18 protein-coding genes and 1 pseudogene are annotated in these 15,947 nt (G+C 40.6%); 8 read left to right on the top strand and 11 right to left on the bottom strand.

Annotation, left to right across the window (positions count from 1 at the left end):
* Nucleotides 1-98: 98 nt before the first annotated feature.
* The 11 genes from DU53_RS13030 to DU53_RS10390 all read right to left on the bottom strand — a co-directional run bounded on the left by DU53_RS13030 (nt 99) and on the right by DU53_RS10390 (nt 8,942).
* A complete protein-coding gene (locus tag DU53_RS13030; protein ID WP_235599815.1) occupies nt 99-554 on the bottom strand; it encodes an electron transfer flavoprotein subunit alpha/FixB family protein in 456 nt (151 codons plus the stop codon).
* On the bottom strand, nt 551-1,345 hold the full coding sequence (locus DU53_RS10435; RefSeq protein ID WP_015869321.1) for an electron transfer flavoprotein subunit beta/FixA family protein: 795 nt from the start codon (nt 1,343-1,345) through the stop codon (nt 551-553). The genes DU53_RS13030 and DU53_RS10435 overlap by 4 nt, the downstream gene beginning before the upstream one ends.
* A gap of 102 nt (nt 1,346-1,447) precedes the next feature.
* Nucleotides 1,448-3,034: an N-acetylmuramoyl-L-alanine amidase gene (locus tag DU53_RS10430; RefSeq protein ID WP_015869320.1), complete on the bottom strand. Its 1,587-nt coding sequence runs from the start codon at nt 3,032-3,034 to the stop codon at nt 1,448-1,450.
* Between the two features lie 137 nt (nt 3,035-3,171).
* The gene (locus DU53_RS10425) at nt 3,172-3,795 is read right to left on the bottom strand and encodes a hypothetical protein (RefSeq protein ID WP_063728583.1); all 624 of its coding nucleotides are present in this window, start codon (nt 3,793-3,795) and stop codon (nt 3,172-3,174) included.
* Nucleotides 3,773-3,991 (bottom strand): hypothetical protein, encoded by a 219-nt coding sequence (locus DU53_RS12575; RefSeq protein ID WP_063728581.1) that lies wholly within the window; start codon nt 3,989-3,991, stop codon nt 3,773-3,775. The genes DU53_RS10425 and DU53_RS12575 overlap by 23 nt, the downstream gene beginning before the upstream one ends.
* 29 nt (nt 3,992-4,020) lie before the next feature.
* Nucleotides 4,021-5,076, bottom strand: a complete 1,056-nt coding sequence (locus tag DU53_RS10415; RefSeq protein WP_369816082.1) for a glycoside hydrolase family 10 protein — start codon at nt 5,074-5,076, stop codon at nt 4,021-4,023.
* Nucleotides 5,077-5,098: 22 nt separating this feature from the next.
* Nucleotides 5,099-5,920, bottom strand: a complete 822-nt coding sequence (locus DU53_RS10410; RefSeq protein ID WP_015869317.1) for a carbohydrate ABC transporter permease — start codon at nt 5,918-5,920, stop codon at nt 5,099-5,101.
* Between the two features lie 24 nt (nt 5,921-5,944).
* Nucleotides 5,945-6,808 (bottom strand): carbohydrate ABC transporter permease, encoded by an 864-nt coding sequence (locus DU53_RS10405; RefSeq protein WP_015869316.1) that lies wholly within the window; start codon nt 6,806-6,808, stop codon nt 5,945-5,947.
* On the bottom strand, nt 6,809-7,078 hold the full coding sequence (locus tag DU53_RS12570) for a hypothetical protein (RefSeq protein WP_063728579.1): 270 nt from the start codon (nt 7,076-7,078) through the stop codon (nt 6,809-6,811).
* Nucleotides 7,079-7,121: 43 nt separating this feature from the next.
* A complete protein-coding gene (locus DU53_RS10395) occupies nt 7,122-8,069 on the bottom strand; it encodes a sugar ABC transporter substrate-binding protein (protein ID WP_063728577.1) in 948 nt (315 codons plus the stop codon).
* A gap of 21 nt (nt 8,070-8,090) precedes the next feature.
* The gene (locus tag DU53_RS10390) at nt 8,091-8,942 is read right to left on the bottom strand and encodes a C40 family peptidase (protein WP_015869314.1); all 852 of its coding nucleotides are present in this window, start codon (nt 8,940-8,942) and stop codon (nt 8,091-8,093) included.
* A gap of 339 nt (nt 8,943-9,281) precedes the next feature.
* Between DU53_RS10390 and DU53_RS10385 the strand changes: the two genes are divergently transcribed.
* The 8 genes and pseudogenes from DU53_RS10385 to DU53_RS10360 all read left to right on the top strand — a co-directional run bounded on the left by DU53_RS10385 (nt 9,282) and on the right by DU53_RS10360 (nt 15,882).
* On the top strand, nt 9,282-10,400 hold the full coding sequence (locus tag DU53_RS10385) for a DUF1343 domain-containing protein (protein ID WP_015869313.1): 1,119 nt from the start codon (nt 9,282-9,284) through the stop codon (nt 10,398-10,400).
* Nucleotides 10,390-10,695, top strand: a complete 306-nt coding sequence (locus DU53_RS13240) for a glycoside hydrolase family 3 N-terminal domain-containing protein (protein WP_255358911.1) — start codon at nt 10,390-10,392, stop codon at nt 10,693-10,695. Before DU53_RS10385 ends, DU53_RS13240 begins: the two co-directional genes overlap by 11 nt.
* Before the next feature lie 23 nt (nt 10,696-10,718).
* Nucleotides 10,719-11,903, top strand: coding sequence for a glycoside hydrolase family 3 N-terminal domain-containing protein (locus DU53_RS10380; protein WP_255358910.1), 1,185 nt, complete (start codon nt 10,719-10,721; stop codon nt 11,901-11,903).
* 51 nt (nt 11,904-11,954) lie between these two features.
* Nucleotides 11,955-12,860 carry an N-acetylmuramic acid 6-phosphate etherase gene (murQ, locus tag DU53_RS10375; RefSeq protein WP_015869311.1) on the top strand — a complete coding sequence of 302 codons (906 nt, stop codon included), beginning with the start codon at nt 11,955-11,957 and terminating at the stop codon, nt 12,858-12,860.
* Nucleotides 12,857-13,585, top strand: coding sequence for a GntR family transcriptional regulator (locus tag DU53_RS10370; protein WP_015869310.1), 729 nt, complete (start codon nt 12,857-12,859; stop codon nt 13,583-13,585). The genes murQ and DU53_RS10370 overlap by 4 nt, the downstream gene beginning before the upstream one ends.
* Complete coding sequence (locus tag DU53_RS10365; RefSeq protein WP_015869309.1) at nt 13,582-14,439, top strand: BadF/BadG/BcrA/BcrD ATPase family protein; 858 nt, start codon at nt 13,582-13,584, stop codon at nt 14,437-14,439. The genes DU53_RS10370 and DU53_RS10365 overlap by 4 nt, the downstream gene beginning before the upstream one ends.
* Before the next feature lie 192 nt (nt 14,440-14,631).
* A pseudogene (locus DU53_RS13025) lies at nt 14,632-14,811 on the top strand (IS256 family transposase); the annotation flags it as partial.
* Between the two features lie 87 nt (nt 14,812-14,898).
* On the top strand, nt 14,899-15,882 hold the full coding sequence (locus DU53_RS10360; RefSeq protein ID WP_063728576.1) for an ABC transporter substrate-binding protein: 984 nt from the start codon (nt 14,899-14,901) through the stop codon (nt 15,880-15,882).
* Nucleotides 15,883-15,947: the final 65 nt, after the last annotated feature.

Here is a 15,947-nt window from a genome sequence, read left to right as displayed (position 1 = left end):
GGATCTCGCGATATTCGCGCGGCCCATCATATTTTTCTTCCAGTACCGAAAAGGTTTTTGGTCTTACGGTAGCCATCTGTGGCCTATGGGCTGGTGTTTTAATTCATAGCCATGATATTTCCACCGATCGCCGGCCTAGTTTGAAGGAGGTTTCCTGTTTCAACTTCGATATCCAGACCGGTACAATCTGCCGTCAACCCTGTACCAAGAACACCTGCAAGCGCTGGCATAATCGTTCTCCCGGTAGTGGTGGCTGGTGCCAGGATTATCTCTGGCTCAGCTTCTTTGGCAAGCTTCTCAAGGGTTTCAAGGTAAGCCAAAAAATTAAACCTCTGAAAAACTTCATGGACAGCCGCTATAATCCCATCGGCACCGTAACGGTACAACAACCCTTTCTCGGTTTCAGTCATCGTTCTTTCACTTAATACGATCACCCAAACCATGAAGTCTCCAGCTTTTTTAGCAATTTCCCTCGCTTTGCCCAGTAATTCGTAGGTACTGGAATGAATTTCGTCGTTTCTTCTCTCCGCTATAACCCATATATCCTTACTCATTTTTCTACCTCCAAAAACGGCTTGAGCAGTTCTATCACTTTGTCTATACCTTTATTCAAATTCTTCCCCTCGTACATCTCAACCGTTCTTGAAATCTTCGGCGTGCTGATCTTCACCACTCTGGTCGGCGAACCTTTCAACCCTACCATAGCGGGATCTATCCCTGTCATGTCGCAATTGAGCACCTCTATCTTCGCTTTTTTGGCCTTTTTCTTCCCTGAAAGTGTCGGCAATCTCGGTTCGTTTACATCCTTTGTAACTGTAAGCAAACAGGGAAAACTGACCTTCCACTTTTCTTTTCCTTCTTCCACCTCTCGTTCTGCCACAATACCAGACTCAGAAACGTCACATATATCAGACACATAGGATAATACAGGTATCCCCATGAGAGCTCCCACTTCAGGACCAACCTGTCCGGTTTCTCCATCGATAGATTTTTCTCCCGCGAGTATTAAATCGAAATTACCGAGTTTCCATAGGGTGGCCACCAGGGTTCTGGCAGTAGCATATGTATCCGCTCCGGCAAAACGCCTATCGCTAACAAGCACAGCGGTATCTGCTCCCATCGCTATGGCTTCCCTTAAAGCTTCCTCAGCCACCGGAGGTCCCATTGTGACCACCGTTACTTTAGCACCGTTAGTTTCCTTTATTCTGAGAGCTGCTTCTAATGCGTGCAAATCCAGGGGATTTATGATATTTTCCAACCCTTCTCTTATCATGGTTCCCGTCTCAGGATCGAGTTTCACTTCATCTGTATCGGGTACCTGTTTTATGAGTACGGCTATATTCACCTGTTTCTCCTCCTTGGAATTTAATCAGATTGCTTTATCAAGATATTCTTATGAAATCGCTGTAGTACATTTTCAAACGATACGTTTACACATATCACGATTTCAATTACTGATTCGCTGAATCAAAATATCAAGCACTTTATCAATTTCTTTTTCAGAGGTAATTACGACCGGTGCCCTCGATAGCATAGAAATCCTACTGCTGGTATTAAAGGTGAAAACCGCGACAACAATGCAGTTGTGTTTATTGAAATCTCGAGCAGCTTTGAATTCTTCTCCCATTGTCGAAGCACGATAAACAATTGGTTTGCCTCCAAGCATTTCTACTTTTTGGGCAAAATCTTTTGCAACCTGTTCAAACTCCTCGGAATAAGCGATTCCCACATATTGATCATTTAGCACTCCATACTTTGTTCTTTTCAGCGTAACCGTAGCAAAATTTACAGGATCTTTTAGTTGTGGAATGTATTCGAGCGGTTCATATCCAGGTTTTTCTATGATCACTTTCCCCGAACTCTGGATTAAATCAAGAAGTTTCCCATCTTCAGAATATACCTGAATAACCTCGACATTTTGTTTTCCTGAAAAAGTCACAGTTAGTTCCTTCGTGATTGAACCACTGCTGAGTGTCAACGTTACTTTATCTTTTCCCATGTAAGGAACGAAAATATAACCGTTCCTCACCGAGATAAAATCATTGCTGGAAATAATTTTTGGAATGCTTTCTAATCTGTGTTTCCCCGCGTAAACAGCATACTCTACACGAAAATAGCTTCCCACTACTGCTGGTGCAACAGTTGGAAGGACGCGAACCCATATTTCTGAAGCCCTTGGGGAATAAATTATGGATTTTCGATACATTTTACTCCTGATACCTTCCTTTGAAACAGCATAAACGACAAGTTCGTATCTACCTGGCGCAATGTTTTCTGGAACTATAAACTTCACCGATAATCCATTTTCGTCAATAACTCTTTCAAGGGGTGTAGAATTCAAAAAACCTGATATTTCAGTAAGTGGTATATCAGAGGCAACAGCAAATTCATTGCTGATTTCTTCTGCTGTATCGATTGTTAGTTTCGGGATCTTTTGACTGAAGAGCTTTATTATCGCATCTCTGTACGCCAGCGCCTCTTTTCGAAGATTTTCTTCATTCATCAACCATTTTTCCCGTTCCGCATTAGACATTAGACACGGTTCTCCAAGGACTGCAGGAATTTTCACTGTTCTCATAAGGTAAACATCACCCGGTCCCGGATTGCCTTTTGTGCCAACGTATTTTTCAAAGCTATCTATCAAATAATCTGCAAGATTTCTTGCATAATCACCGGAAAGGGTAGAGTAATAAACTATAGAAAAGTCAGCCTCCGGAGAAGTTTCCATGTAGTTGTGATGAATGCTTACAAAAAGATCCCCCTGAACAATGTTTGCAATTTCAGCCCTTCTCTTCAAAGAAACGGTAGTATCTCTTGTACGTGTCATAACAACAATTGCTCCTTCTTCTTCCAACATTTCTCGAAGCATCAAGCCAACCTTTAGATTTATGGTAGCTTCATCTATATGAGTCGCTATGGCCCCTCTCTCGGTACCGCCATGCCCCGGATCAATTACAATGATCTTATCATCAAGAACTCCGGACAAATACATAACTGAAACCAGCAAAAAAACTAAAACACTGAGTTTCTTCATAAACACACCTCCCAAGGAAATTCCCCTAAGGACATCTTTCACAACTCGATTGAGTCAGCAATAACTCCAAATCGAACTGTCAAAGATGACCAAGGGATAGATAAAGGACGCCCTGTAACGGGCGCCCGGTATGCTTATTACTGCATCAGGTATAAAATGATATTTGCGAGAAGCATCTGAACCATCGGTTCTTTAAAATTGATAGGAAGGAAGAGATCTTCACCAATGTAAATTGTATTATGCGCTTCGATAATCGCACCATTGAGATCCGGCATATGGCTTGGCAGAATCTTATCATCGTTGAACCATTCACCAAGAACTTTTCCGCCTTCGAGTGTCTTAACAACCATAACCCAATGTCTTGTTGTTGGTATAAATTCGTCCAAACCTTCCCAGATTGGATGGTCAGCTGCTTTTTTAATGTAACCGTGCGCTGGCGGTTTCCAGGCAAAGGAGCTATAGGATATCTTTAGCTCATTAGAAAGCCCGAATACATCTGGATTATCAAACTTACTATTGTTATGATCTCTGAAAGATACCTGACTAAGCGCAAGGACCTTTCCACCCTCAGAGATGAACTTTTTAACCGCCTCAACTTCAAGTGGTGAGAGTCTTCTGGTATCACACAGTATGAGAAGTTTTACCTGGTCAAGATTATATGTTCTTGTGAATTTGACGACGGGATCACTTTCTGGATTGGCGTAAAGTTCGAGATCTCTATCAAATATCGGAACAGCTTTATAACCGAGACCATTTAACAAAATCGAATATATTCTTCATCAACGCTAGATAATCCCAGTGATCCCCTGAAAAGCCCAGTTCAGCAAACCAGCGTGCAGAATAATCGCTCATAACAACCCCAACCACTGTTCTTTCAACCTTTGCGTCATCGGCAAAAGCCACAACGCTCACTACAAGCAACATGACCATAACAACACTAACAAGCAGCTTTCTCATGATGTACCCCTCCTTTTTGAACCCAAATTTTAACGGGAGATACCCCGCACAATTTTTTGCATCTCCTTACTTTCCATAAGACTTGCGATCGAAAAAATAACAATTTCATCTGGATTCAGATATAAAACACTATCCACCAAATCCCTTAATTTTTGCGGTTCTTCCACAACTTTGTACGCACCAAGACCGATTCGTACATTTTCAAGATTTCCCAGTCTATCGAGGGCATAGAGTACATAATGCTTAACTGTTTCCGGATACGGATCATATGCCATCATCACAGCATAATCGAGATAACCACCTTTTAACCATTCAAGCCAAGCCTGAAATCGTTGTTCATAAGCATCTTGCTCATAATACGCAAGCACGGCAGCAGAAAGGCGTTTCCCATGGCTGGTTACCCTGTCATAAATCTCTTTCACCAGCAAAGAAACTTGCTCTCGACGGTAGTCATCAAAAGCACTGGCAAGATTTTTTACTCTCTTTTCTTTTAATGCACGTATAAGCCATTTTCTGTAAGCTTTCTGAACCTCTGGATGGTAACCGAAGGTTCTAAATGGATACCTTATATAATCCAGATGAATCTCGTCAACATCGTATTTGCTTGCAATTTCTTCAGCAATGCTCGCGATGAAATCTCTAACTTCCGGAAGACCCGGCTCAAGAAAAATGCCAGGGACATCTAACGACTCTGAACCGGTATAATTAAGCATTGAAACACCGTTTTGATCGTAGGTTACCCATTCAGGATGTTTATTAATAACATGTTCTGGAGATTTTGGCCTCGTGACAAAATTCCATGCATAACATGCGTTTATCCATGCGGATATTTTTAAGTTTTCAGACCTGGCTAATTTCAATACATAAGCAAGAGGATCGAAGTCCTTTGGTTGACCTTCAAGCGCTTCTGCTCGTGGAAGAATATCGGATTCATAATAAGCATCTGCTCGCCAAACTACCTGTACATACAGTCTTGTTGCTCCAACCTCTTTGGCTATTTTAATAACATTCTCTATCTTCTCAGGTGAAACAATTTGATCTCTAACCACCCAAATCCCGACAGGGTAAGCTATCAATACAGTCACAAAAATTAGGATAATGACAACGCTAACCCTTCGTACCACCGGTCATCAGTCCCTTCATAAAATACCTCTGGAAAGCGAAAAACACCACAATCATTGGTATAGCAGATATAGCAGCTCCAGCCATCTGTAAACCATATTGGTTCAGGTTCTGATTTTGAAGCGTTGCCAACCCAACGGTAAGAGGATATTTCTCTGGAGAGTTCAAAACAATCAAAGGCCATAAAAATCCATTCCATGTGCTGATAAAAGTGAATATTGCGCTGGCCCCCAATACTGGTTTGCTCATCGGGAGAATTATGCTCGAATATATCTTGAATTCTGAGGCACCATCTATTCTAGCTGCATCGATATAATCGATTGGTATCGATATCATGTACTGCCTCATCATGAAGATCGTGTAAGGACTTGCAATCGATGTCAGGATTACAGCCCAGAGTGTATCCACTATTCCGAACTTGTTGACAAGTATAAATGTTGGAAGGAGCGTCACCTGCGCTGGAACCATGATGGTGGCAACCACCATTGTGAATATAGGACTCCTTCCCTTGAAAGGAATTTTTGCGAAGGCATACGCTGCTAATGAACAAACAAAAAGTGATAACAGGGTTATACTCACAGTGATGATCAGACTGTTCTTGGTCCATGTCCAGATGTTGGATTCCATAAACAATTGCTTGAAGTTTTCCAACGTCAAACGGCTTGGAAACAGTCGGGGCGGAAAAGTACTTATGTCATCTTCTGGTGTCAAAGATGTCTGAAACATCCAATACATTGGAAACAAGGTCATGAATGCCCATAGAAAGAGGAAAACCATAACAAAGATCCACAACGCTTTCTTGTTCACCAGCTACCAACTCCCCGAATCTCATTAAAATTCGTATGATTGTGACATCATACGGAATTGGAAGAACGATATAACCACAGCAATTCCAAAGAATATAACAGAAAGTGCCGAAGCGAGACCATAATTGAAATCTCTAAAGGCCGTGTTATATATCAAATACACAAAAGTAATGGTTGCGTTCCCGGGGCCACCATGTGTCAGAATGTATATTTTATCGAACACACTCATCGCAACGATAGTGTAGCTGATGGTCAGATACAACATGGTTGGTTTCACAAGCGGTACTGTGATCCTCCACCATTTAACAAACCAGTTAGCCCCATCGATATCGGCAGCTTCATAGTACGTCTTCGGGATATTATTCATCGCTGCAAGAAAGAGAATGATCCCTGAACCCGGCGCAATCACCATATCTGTTAAGATAATCGACCACATTGCAATATCCGGATCCACCAGCCAGGGAACAGGTTGAAGCCCGAGCTTTTGTAAAAACATATTTATCGGCCCAAATGATGCATTCAAAAGCCAGCCCCAAATCAGGGATATAACGACGGCAGAAGTAACGGTTGGAAGATAATACGCCGCCCTAAAAAAACTCTGCCATTTGTTTTTCAACGATAGCAACAAACTAGCGATTACGAGGGCAACAGATATGTTTTTGAAAACTACTATCGAAGTGTATAATGCAGTATTTCTCAATGCTACCCAAAAATCTTCCCAATGGATAATCTCTTTGAAATTCTCAAAACCAACCCATTCTGACCCCCATACGCCAACTTCTTGAAAGGCCATTACAAGGGCCATTACAACCGGTATAAACAGAAAAACAACAAATAATGACATGGCAGGTAATATGAAAAGGTATCCGTAAAGCTGCCGTTTTTTCACCTATTTGCCTCCTCTTAACAGTATTCTATTTGCCGCTTTTTCAGCATTCTTCAACGCATCCTCCGGTGAAATTCTCTCGAGTAATGCTAATTGTATCTGTTGGGATATCTTTTCGATGGCTTTATCTTTAGCGGGATGTGGCGGGAAAATAAAATTGTACTGGGATATAATAGCGGCCTTTGTCATAGCATCATCACCCTCATAGATGTTCCCAACAGATTTAAGGGTGGGGAATTGACCATACTCAACAAGTTTCTTCTGTTGTTCCACTGAAGTAATCGTTTTAGCAAAATCTATGAGAATCGAGAGCTTTTTAGGATCTTTTTGTATGAATATCTGATAACTTGATACATCTCCAAAGCTCCAAAAACGAATCACCTTTCTTCTTAACAGGGAAAGGAACAACATCTATATCTATACCAGCTCTTCTAATCGGTGGAATCGCCCATGTACCTGACATATAAACTGCCGCTCTGCCGCTTTTGAATAAGTTATATGCGTCAGCATCACCGTATGCAGCCATATAGGGGGGCGCATATTTTTTGAAAATACCTGCAAGGTATCCAAGTATTTCGGCGTTTTCAGGAGTGTTGATAACGCAGCGAAGATTTCCCTTTTCTTCTTCTATGATCTTACCGCCGTTGGCAAGAAGGAAGGGCCAAAGATGTGAGTTGTCGGGAGGCATAGCGCTTGCAGCAAAACCGTAAACATCTATTCTTCCATCACCATCTTTATCATAAGTCAATTTTTCCAGAGCCTGAGCGAATTCTTCGAAAGTCCAGGGATCTTCAAAAGTTGGGATGCGAACACCGCGCTCTTCAAATATCTCTCTATTTATCATCACAACTTTGGTAGTCATATAAAAAGGAAAACCATAGATTCTTCCATTAAAAGTGGCACCTTTTAGGGCGGGTTCATAATAATCGTCCTTATTTATGTACTCATCGGTCGATACCAGTACACCCTGAACAACGTAGTGAGCCTTCAACGGACCTCTTGTTATGTCAGGCCAATTTCTCGAAGCTACTGCAAGATCCAATTTCTTGTCTCCACCTGCCCACGGTATCTCCGTAAGTTTAAACGAAACCCCGGGATGATTCGCAGAATATTCTCTCATCATCGATTTTATCCAGGCATAATTATCACCATCTACACTCCAGGCTGGAAAATCCCATACATATACGGTTATACCGCCTGCTATTGAAACGCTAGTAATAAATAAAAGTACCAACAAAAACCCCTTCACAAGAGTTCTTCTCATAACGAACACCTCCCAAAGATATCAGACAATTTCTGTTGGATACAAAATAAATGTATCGTACTTGAAAACCGGCTCACCGGACGGTGAGAGCAAAGTAACTTTGAAATAAACGTAACTGCTTGTTATGCCTTCCAAGTCAACGTGAACATCTATAACCTGTTCCTTGTATGAAAAAATAGCAATATCATCAATATAAACTTCCTTCAACGTTTCATGGGTAATATAGTCCACAACAGAAACTTTTATTCTGGAACCTGCGTTAAAAGGAAAAGCTAAATAATGTATCTTTAGATTTGCTCCATCTTCGTAATACACGAATGAATCCGGACTATCCATATATACATATGGAAAACTCGGATGAGGATTCAACCACAACCTGGCGAGCAAAGAATAATAACAAAACCTGTACCCGGTTTCACCAAATGGTGCGTGCTTATTAAATCCTTCCAACCTGAAGATCCCAATACCATACTGTCCCCCACGGGCCTCTATAGTAAATCCTCTGCCATAGTAAATTCCCGAATGAAAACCGACAGTGTGACCCCCACCATTCATAAGCACATCGGCTGTACGTAAATCATTAATATCGTCAAAATACACCCACAAAGGATCCGGATGACCAATAAGCATGTGTTTCACGCCGCCTTCTTTTTTATCGAGCACTTCATGGAAAACCCATGTTACGAAATTCCAGCAATCAAACGTTCTTTTCTCCGGATCCATTTCTCCCCATCCATAGGTTCCACCAAGCATACTCAACGCTGTATTTATAATGTCTCTTTCAAGTTCTGTCATGGGGATCTCCGGTAGTGCCATAGGAAAGGAAAGCGTGAACATTGCGAGCATCAGAAGTAACATAATGTATTTTTTCATATTTATATTTTCACCTCCAAATATCACCCTGTCAGGAAAAACACGTTCAGCAAAGCTAACCTTAAGTAAAATTCAATTCTGGAACTTCAATAATCTCACTATTTGCTAGCCCATAACATTATACAAGTTTGTATGTTGTAATAACAAATACAACATTATGCCGAAAAAAGAAGAACATACTAAAGTAAGTTAATACACTGGAGTAATCACCTAATATTTGGATATTACGTGGGATATTCAGGAATAAAATCAAAACTATATTGGTTATATTGTAATTACATTATGGCAAAATAAGTATAGCTAGATAAAGAACGATAAAAACTAAAAGGAGAATTGCTCATGATCCTTCAGGGTATTGATGTATTAGAGAAGAACGAATTTAGGCCTTTAAGAAGAAGGAAGGTTGGACTGATCACTAATTATTCCTTTGTTACCAAAGATATGCGTCAGGGACTGGATGTTTTAATCCAAAATAACATAAATGTGGTTAAGATATTCACGCCGGAACATGGATTATATGGGCTTCCTGACGGTGAAACGTTCAATGATACACTTCATCCTAAATACAAAATCCCGGTTATAAGTCTTTATGGAAAGAAGAAAAAACCTGAGTCCAATGATCTGGAAGACATCGATATACTTGTTTATGACATACAGGATGTTGGACTCAGATATTATACGTTTATCTATACCCTAGCATATACGCTGGAAGCAGCAAGCGAAAATGGTATTGATTATCTTGTTCTTGACAGGATAAATCCACTGGGGAGAAAAGTCTATGGTCCAAGAATCCCCGACAAACTTTCCAGTTTCGTCGGTGATTATTTACTCCCAACGAGGTATGGTTTAACTCCAGGAGAACTTGCACAATACTTTTTAAGGCTGAAAAAACTCGATCTTGAATTAAAAGTAATACCTCTTGAAGGTTGGGGCGGTGAAGGGTTTAATCAAACCGATTTATTATGGAATGTACCATCTCCTGCCCTTCCAACATACGAGGCTACCTTATGTTATGCCGGAATTTGCTTTCTTGAAGCAACAAACGTTAGCGAAGGGCGAGGAACACCAAAACCTTTTCAGTATATCGGAGCCCCCTGGGTTGATAACGACGAACTGTATGAATTTCTCAAGGATATGTTCCCGAATCTTATCCTAAGAAAGCGTGAGTTCATCCCGAGATTTGGTAAGTACGCCCAACAATTGTGTTTTGGCGTTGAGTTTTTCCCAAAATTTGAAGATAATTTCTTTGAAGTTTCGATTTCACTTTTACACTACCTCTCAAAATACCCTGAAATGAAAATCGATAAGCATATCTCACGATTAATGGGAGACGAATTGGCATTAGAAATAGCTACGGGAAAAACTGATGTCAACGTCTGGCGTAAATCAGCTGAAGAGTTTATAGATACCGTTTCCGATCTATTGATATACGGAGGGAATTTATATTATGACTCTTGAAGAAAAAGTAGGCAAACTATTTATGATTGGACTCCCGGGTAAAAGTATGGACGCTGAAACGGTGAAAATACTCGAAAGAGTGAACCCAGGCTCGATTATCCTTTTTTCCCGCAACATTGAAAACCCTTCACAGGTTAAAGACTTCATCGATGAATGTAAACGAGTTTTAGGATACAAACCTCTGATAGCGATAGATCAGGAAGGCGGAATAGTTACACGCCTCACAAAGGGGTTCGCCATATCACCGGGTGCCATGGCGATAGCAGCAACGGGTAATTCTGAGAATGCTTTATAGCAGCAAGCATACTTGCAAAAGAAATGCGCGCGGTAGGAATTGATTGGGATCTTGCTCCTGTAGTAGATATAAACAACAATCCTAACAATCCGGGCATAGGAGTACGAAGTTTTTCAAGCGATGTAAATACTGTTGTTGAATTCGGCAGAAAATTCACCAAAGGGCTTCAAGAAAATGGGATAATAGCATGTCTGAAACATTTTCCGGGTAAAGGGCGCGTTTCCGTTGATGCCCATATAGATATGCCGGTTTTAGATGTGTCTTATGATGAACTAAAAAAATTCGAACTTATTCCTTTTAAAAAAATTGAAGCACTTAGCTGGATGCCGAGCCACATATATATTCCTGCTTTGCAGCATACGAAAATACCCGCAACCCTTTCCGAAGAGATCTTAACGGAGCTTGTGAGAAAAAAACTGCATTACAAAGGAGTTTTGATTGCCGATGATCTGCTCATGGGTGGAATAACAAATTATTTTCCCGTCGAAGAAGCTACTTTGAAAGCCTTTGCCGCTGGCATGGATATACTTACTGTATGTCATAACGATGACATACAAATAGCCGTTAAAAACTACCTGGTCAAGCAGATCGAAAAAGAGCCTAAACTCCAAAAACGCCTTGAAGAGTCGTTGAGCAAAATTGAAGCGATGAAAAAACTAATCAACAAAGCCCCAAAAATTGAAATTAAACTGGTTGGTAGCGATGAGCACATTAATGAGATGCAACACATAAGCGATGAAGCGATAACGCTCTTAAAAAACAAGGACAATCTTATTCCTCTTCAGCACGTTGACAATGTTTTTACGGTCGTTCTTTCACGTTTAGTGCAAGTTGAAGATGAAAAAGAGGGAATTCCCTGGATATCACAGGAAATAGCTAAATACACAAACGCAGAATTTTATACCTTTGACTTAAAAATAAAACCTGATCAAATCAACAAGTACATCAAAAAAGCCGTAGGAAAGGTAAACGTTATATTCACTGAAAACGCTCATCTCTTTCCAGGGCAGAGAGCCCTGGCAGAAGAGATATCGAAAGTGGGGAAAACACTCATTGTTGCTTTACGAAATCCATACGATTGCTTTATAGAAGGAGTTGAAAACGCGATAGCTTCATATGGTTATACTCCTGAGCTCCAAAAAAGTCTTTTCAAAGTTCTGACCGGTAAGATCAAAGCAAAAGGGAAATTACCTGTTGTGAATCGGTAAATAACCTTATACATGTAAAATATAAAAGCTTTCGTGGAGGAGGAGCACCGAATGCTTGAAAAAGTTGAAACAGAATTACCAAACCCAAAAACCTCAAACTTCGACAATATGTCAATTGTTGAGATTTTAAGGATCATAAATCAGGAAGATGCAACTGTTCCCCTGACGATTGCTGAGAATCTCGAAAAGATTGCCGTAGTTATTGAAATGTGCGTTAAAGCTATTAAAAATGGTGGTCGAATAATCTATGGAGGCGCGGGAACCAGTGGCCGAATCGCTATAATAGATGCTGTTGAAACCGTTCCCACTTTTGGTGTTCCAGAAGGATTGTTTTTACCCATTATGGCTGGTGGGGAAGAAGCCTTTCTCAGATCTCTCGAAGCTATTGAAGATAGTGAAAAACAAGGTGAAATTGATCTCAAAAAGCACGACGTATATTCAAAAGATCTGGTGATTGGCTTAACTGCAAGTGGTAGAACCCCCTATGTGAAGGGAATGCTTCTTGAAGCGAAAAGAATTGGCTGTCACACCGTGTTGATTTCTAATGTTGCCAATCCCGCACTAGAGAATATAGCAGACATCTCTGTAACCATTCGAACCGGTCCAGAAATAATCGCTGGAAGCACCAGAATGAAAGCTGGAACAGCACAAAAGATGGTCCTCAATATGATCAGTACAGTAACCATGATCAAACTCGGAAAAACCTATAAAAACTATATGATTGACGTAAAAATACTCAACGAAAAGCTCAAGGCAAGAGCTGCAAGAATGATCTCGGAAATCACGGGAATAGATCGGGACGAGAGCCTGAAATATCTTAAATTGGCTGATAACAGTCCCAAATTGGCCGCTCTTATGATCCTTTCTAACAAAAGCAAAGAAGAATGTATGAACGCACTTTCAAAAAGAGAAACTCTAAGTGAAGCTCTGGAATTGTTGAGGAGTGATAAAAAATGAGGGAAGCACCTGTACCTCTTCATTATCAAATTTACCTTAAATTGAGAGAGAACATCGAAAACGGTATCTACAAAAGAGGGGATCAACTCCCCACAGAGAAAGAAATCTGTGAAATGTTCAATGTAAGTCGAACAACCGTTAGACGCGCGCTTGAGGAACTCAAGAGGGAAGGAATTATCGAGAGGATCAAAGGCAAAGGAACGTTTATAACTCTCGACAAAAAGGAAGAACAGCTTAGCAATCTTACCGGTTTTTCAGAAGAAGCAAAGCTAATGGGGATGAAAGCTCACTCCAAAGTAATCACGAATAAACTAACTCGAATCCCTCTTGAAGCAAAAGAAGTATTCGATATGCCGGGCGAAGGAATGGTGGTTCTGTTAAAAAGAATCAGATTTCTAGATAACGAACCATATGCTATTGAATGGGCTTACCTCAATCCAAATGCGGATATCAGGGTGCTAAACATTCTGGAACACAACATGGAAAAAGAATCCCTGTATGGAATTCTGAAAGATGAATTTGGTATCTCCCTTTCGCATGCTGAAGAAATCATGGAACTTATCAAAATCGATGGAGAAAACGCAAGATATCTAAACCAGGATGATGGAGAATGCGCTATATTACGAAGAAGATACACCTACACCTCAGACGGTAAATGTATCGAGTATGTTCTGTCAATATACAGAGGAGACAAATACAAATTCAAGGTGGTACGCCGAACGTGAAATTTCTTGGTGTTGACGGTGGTGGAACGCATTTGCGAGCAACTCTTCTTGAAAACCATACCGAAAAGAAATTTCTAATAAAAGAAGGCGTGAACCTAACCAGCAAACCAAAAGAACAAATAAAGAATGTCTTTTCACAACTTTTTAAACTTACCGGACCAGTGAACGGGATGATACTCTCGTTCTCCGGTGCAGAAACGCAAGAAAGGCGTTTCATTCTCAAATCTGTTGTGGAAGAAGTGTACCGCTGCGAAAACCTGGAAATTCTAACTGATATAAAAGCGACACTTCTAACCTGTTATAACGGGGAACCCACAGTTGTAGTAATCGCTGGTACTGGTTCTGTGGTTCTGGGAATAGACGCAAAGGGGAACACAAAACGTTCCGGAGGCTGGGGCCACCTTTTTGATGATGAAGGAAGTGCTTTCTGGATTTCCTTGAGAATTTTGCAAGAGTTCTTCAAATACAATGACAACCTGAGGGATTATGACCCTATCTTCAGCAGGATTCTGAACTTTTATGAAGTGCAGAGGTTCGAGGATCTAACAAACCTTCAAAGCAGATCGGATTTCAAAGAACACATCTCTGCTTTCACGCGTGAAATTTTCAATACTCCTTCCCCACTTGTCAGCAGCATAATAGAAGAGGGCGTTAGCATTCTTGGAAAAAGATGTACCCTGGTATTAAAAACAGTTGGTTCAAATCGCTTATTTGTGCATGGAGGAATGTTCAATGTGCCGCAGTATCTTGAGCAGTTCAAAAAACATCTCCCTGAAAATATCGAGATAAATAAAGTCGAAAACATAGATACTGCCATGGCGTATCGTGCAAAAAAACAGTTTGAACAACAGTGACTCCTTTCTATTTCCAGCCAACTTGGTTCTGGATTAAAACATCTGCATTGTGAAACTACATAAGGGGTTGTACTCCACAAAATTCCGGAAATTTGAGGAGCGTGAATCCACGTAATTCCGAAGTTTTATAAACAAGCTAACGGTATGGAAGAACAACAAAAGCGACTATGTAGAAAAAGAAACTTGAATACCGAAAAATATTCAAGAGTAGAGAAATCGTTGAAGAACGCTATTATCGAATCATATCTCCAGGGTGTTTCTTTTCCAGGATAAAAGCCTACTCTGATAGCAGAAGAGCTTTCACCTGGAACAGTTAATATAAGACTTGACGCAAAGACTACCGATGTTGAAGACAAACTCTTCGATTTCCTTTAAATTTGCCCATATTTAAGTATATAATATAGATTATTTACATGCTTTCCAAATGAGTTTCCACTTCAATAATAAGGGGGGATTTTTGTGAGAAAGATTGCTCTAATTCTCGTACTCGTGATCTCAGTTCTTGCTCTGTCGGGAAATGTTGTCAAAGCCTACACAACTCTTGAGGAACCTTTAGCAAAGGAACTCTTCGATCTTTTTGAAGCACGGACCGGTATAAAGGTCGAATGGGTAAGACTTTCAACAGGTGAAAGGGTTGCTAGGCTTGAAGCAGAAAGGGAAAATCCGCAGGCGTCCATTTGGGTCGGTGGAGTGGGTCTGGGACATATTGAAGCAAAATTGAAAGGCCTTACAACTCCTTATAAATCGCCGTTTGCGCTCAAAATTCCTGACGGTTACCGTGATCCTGAATTTTATTGGGTTGGTCTTTATATCGGCCCTCTAGCCTTTGCGACCAACAATAACAGAGCTAAAGAACTTGGAATAGAGCCACCAAAGGGTTGGTTTGATATCATTGACTCTCAGTACAGAAATATGATAAGGGTGGCCAATCCTAATACTTCAGGTACTGCGTACAACGTAATCACCACTATATACCATCTTTTCGGTGATAATGAAGATTTGACTTTTATGTACCTCAAACATTTGGACAAGAACGTCAATATGTACACTAAATCGGGGTCTGCTGGTGGTAAAGACTGTGCAATTGGTGAAACTCCAATCGCTATTGGTTATCTCCACGACTTAATAAGACTTCAGAAGAACGGCGCACCTATAACAATTACCATTCCTGAGGAAGGAACAGGATTTGAAATTGCTTCCATGTCTCTCATTAAGGGTGGTAAGGAACCCGTGGAAGCAAAGAAGCTTTACAACTGGATTTTGGGAAAAGAAGCTCAGGAAATTATTGCAAAGTGGTATGTAATACCTCTTTCACCTGAAGCTCCCAAAGACAAAGTGGAAGTACCTATTGAAGCAATTAGAACCGTTGATCAGGACTTTGTATGGGACGCTGCAAACAGAGAAAGGCTAACTGATAGGTGGAACACCGAAATAGGTAGATGATTTCCTTTAGGTTATAAACCTCCCCTGCACCGCAAAGCGGTGCAGGGATTTGTATTATTAGCTTA

The organism is Kosmotoga sp. DU53 (genome assembly GCF_001639905.1).
Lineage (GTDB): Bacteria > Thermotogota > Thermotogae > Petrotogales > Kosmotogaceae > Kosmotoga > Kosmotoga olearia.
The sequence above is the reverse complement of the archived record's forward strand: the minus strand, read 5'-3'. Positions and strand labels throughout refer to the sequence as shown.

Excerpts from the sequence above, each read along its gene's own strand:
- DU53_RS13030 (WP_235599815.1), bottom strand. The coding sequence starts at position 554 with ATGAGTAAGGATATATGGGTTATAGCGGAGAGAAGAAACGACGAAATT.
- DU53_RS10430 (WP_015869320.1), bottom strand. The coding sequence starts at position 3,034 with ATGAAGAAACTCAGTGTTTTAGTTTTTTTGCTGGTTTCAGTTATGTAT.
- DU53_RS12575 (WP_063728581.1), bottom strand. The coding sequence starts at position 3,991 with ATGAGAAAGCTGCTTGTTAGTGTTGTTATGGTCATGTTGCTTGTAGTG.
- DU53_RS10395 (WP_063728577.1), bottom strand. The coding sequence starts at position 8,069 with ATGAGAAGAACTCTTGTGAAGGGGTTTTTGTTGGTACTTTTATTTATT.
- DU53_RS10390 (WP_015869314.1), bottom strand. The coding sequence starts at position 8,942 with ATGAAAAAATACATTATGTTACTTCTGATGCTCGCAATGTTCACGCTT.
- DU53_RS10385 (WP_015869313.1), top strand. The coding sequence starts at position 9,282 with ATGATCCTTCAGGGTATTGATGTATTAGAGAAGAACGAATTTAGGCCT.
- DU53_RS13240 (WP_255358911.1), top strand. The coding sequence starts at position 10,390 with ATGACTCTTGAAGAAAAAGTAGGCAAACTATTTATGATTGGACTCCCG.
- DU53_RS10380 (WP_255358910.1), top strand. The coding sequence starts at position 10,719 with ATGCGCGCGGTAGGAATTGATTGGGATCTTGCTCCTGTAGTAGATATA.
- murQ (WP_015869311.1), top strand. The coding sequence starts at position 11,955 with ATGCTTGAAAAAGTTGAAACAGAATTACCAAACCCAAAAACCTCAAAC.
- DU53_RS10370 (WP_015869310.1), top strand. The coding sequence starts at position 12,857 with ATGAGGGAAGCACCTGTACCTCTTCATTATCAAATTTACCTTAAATTG.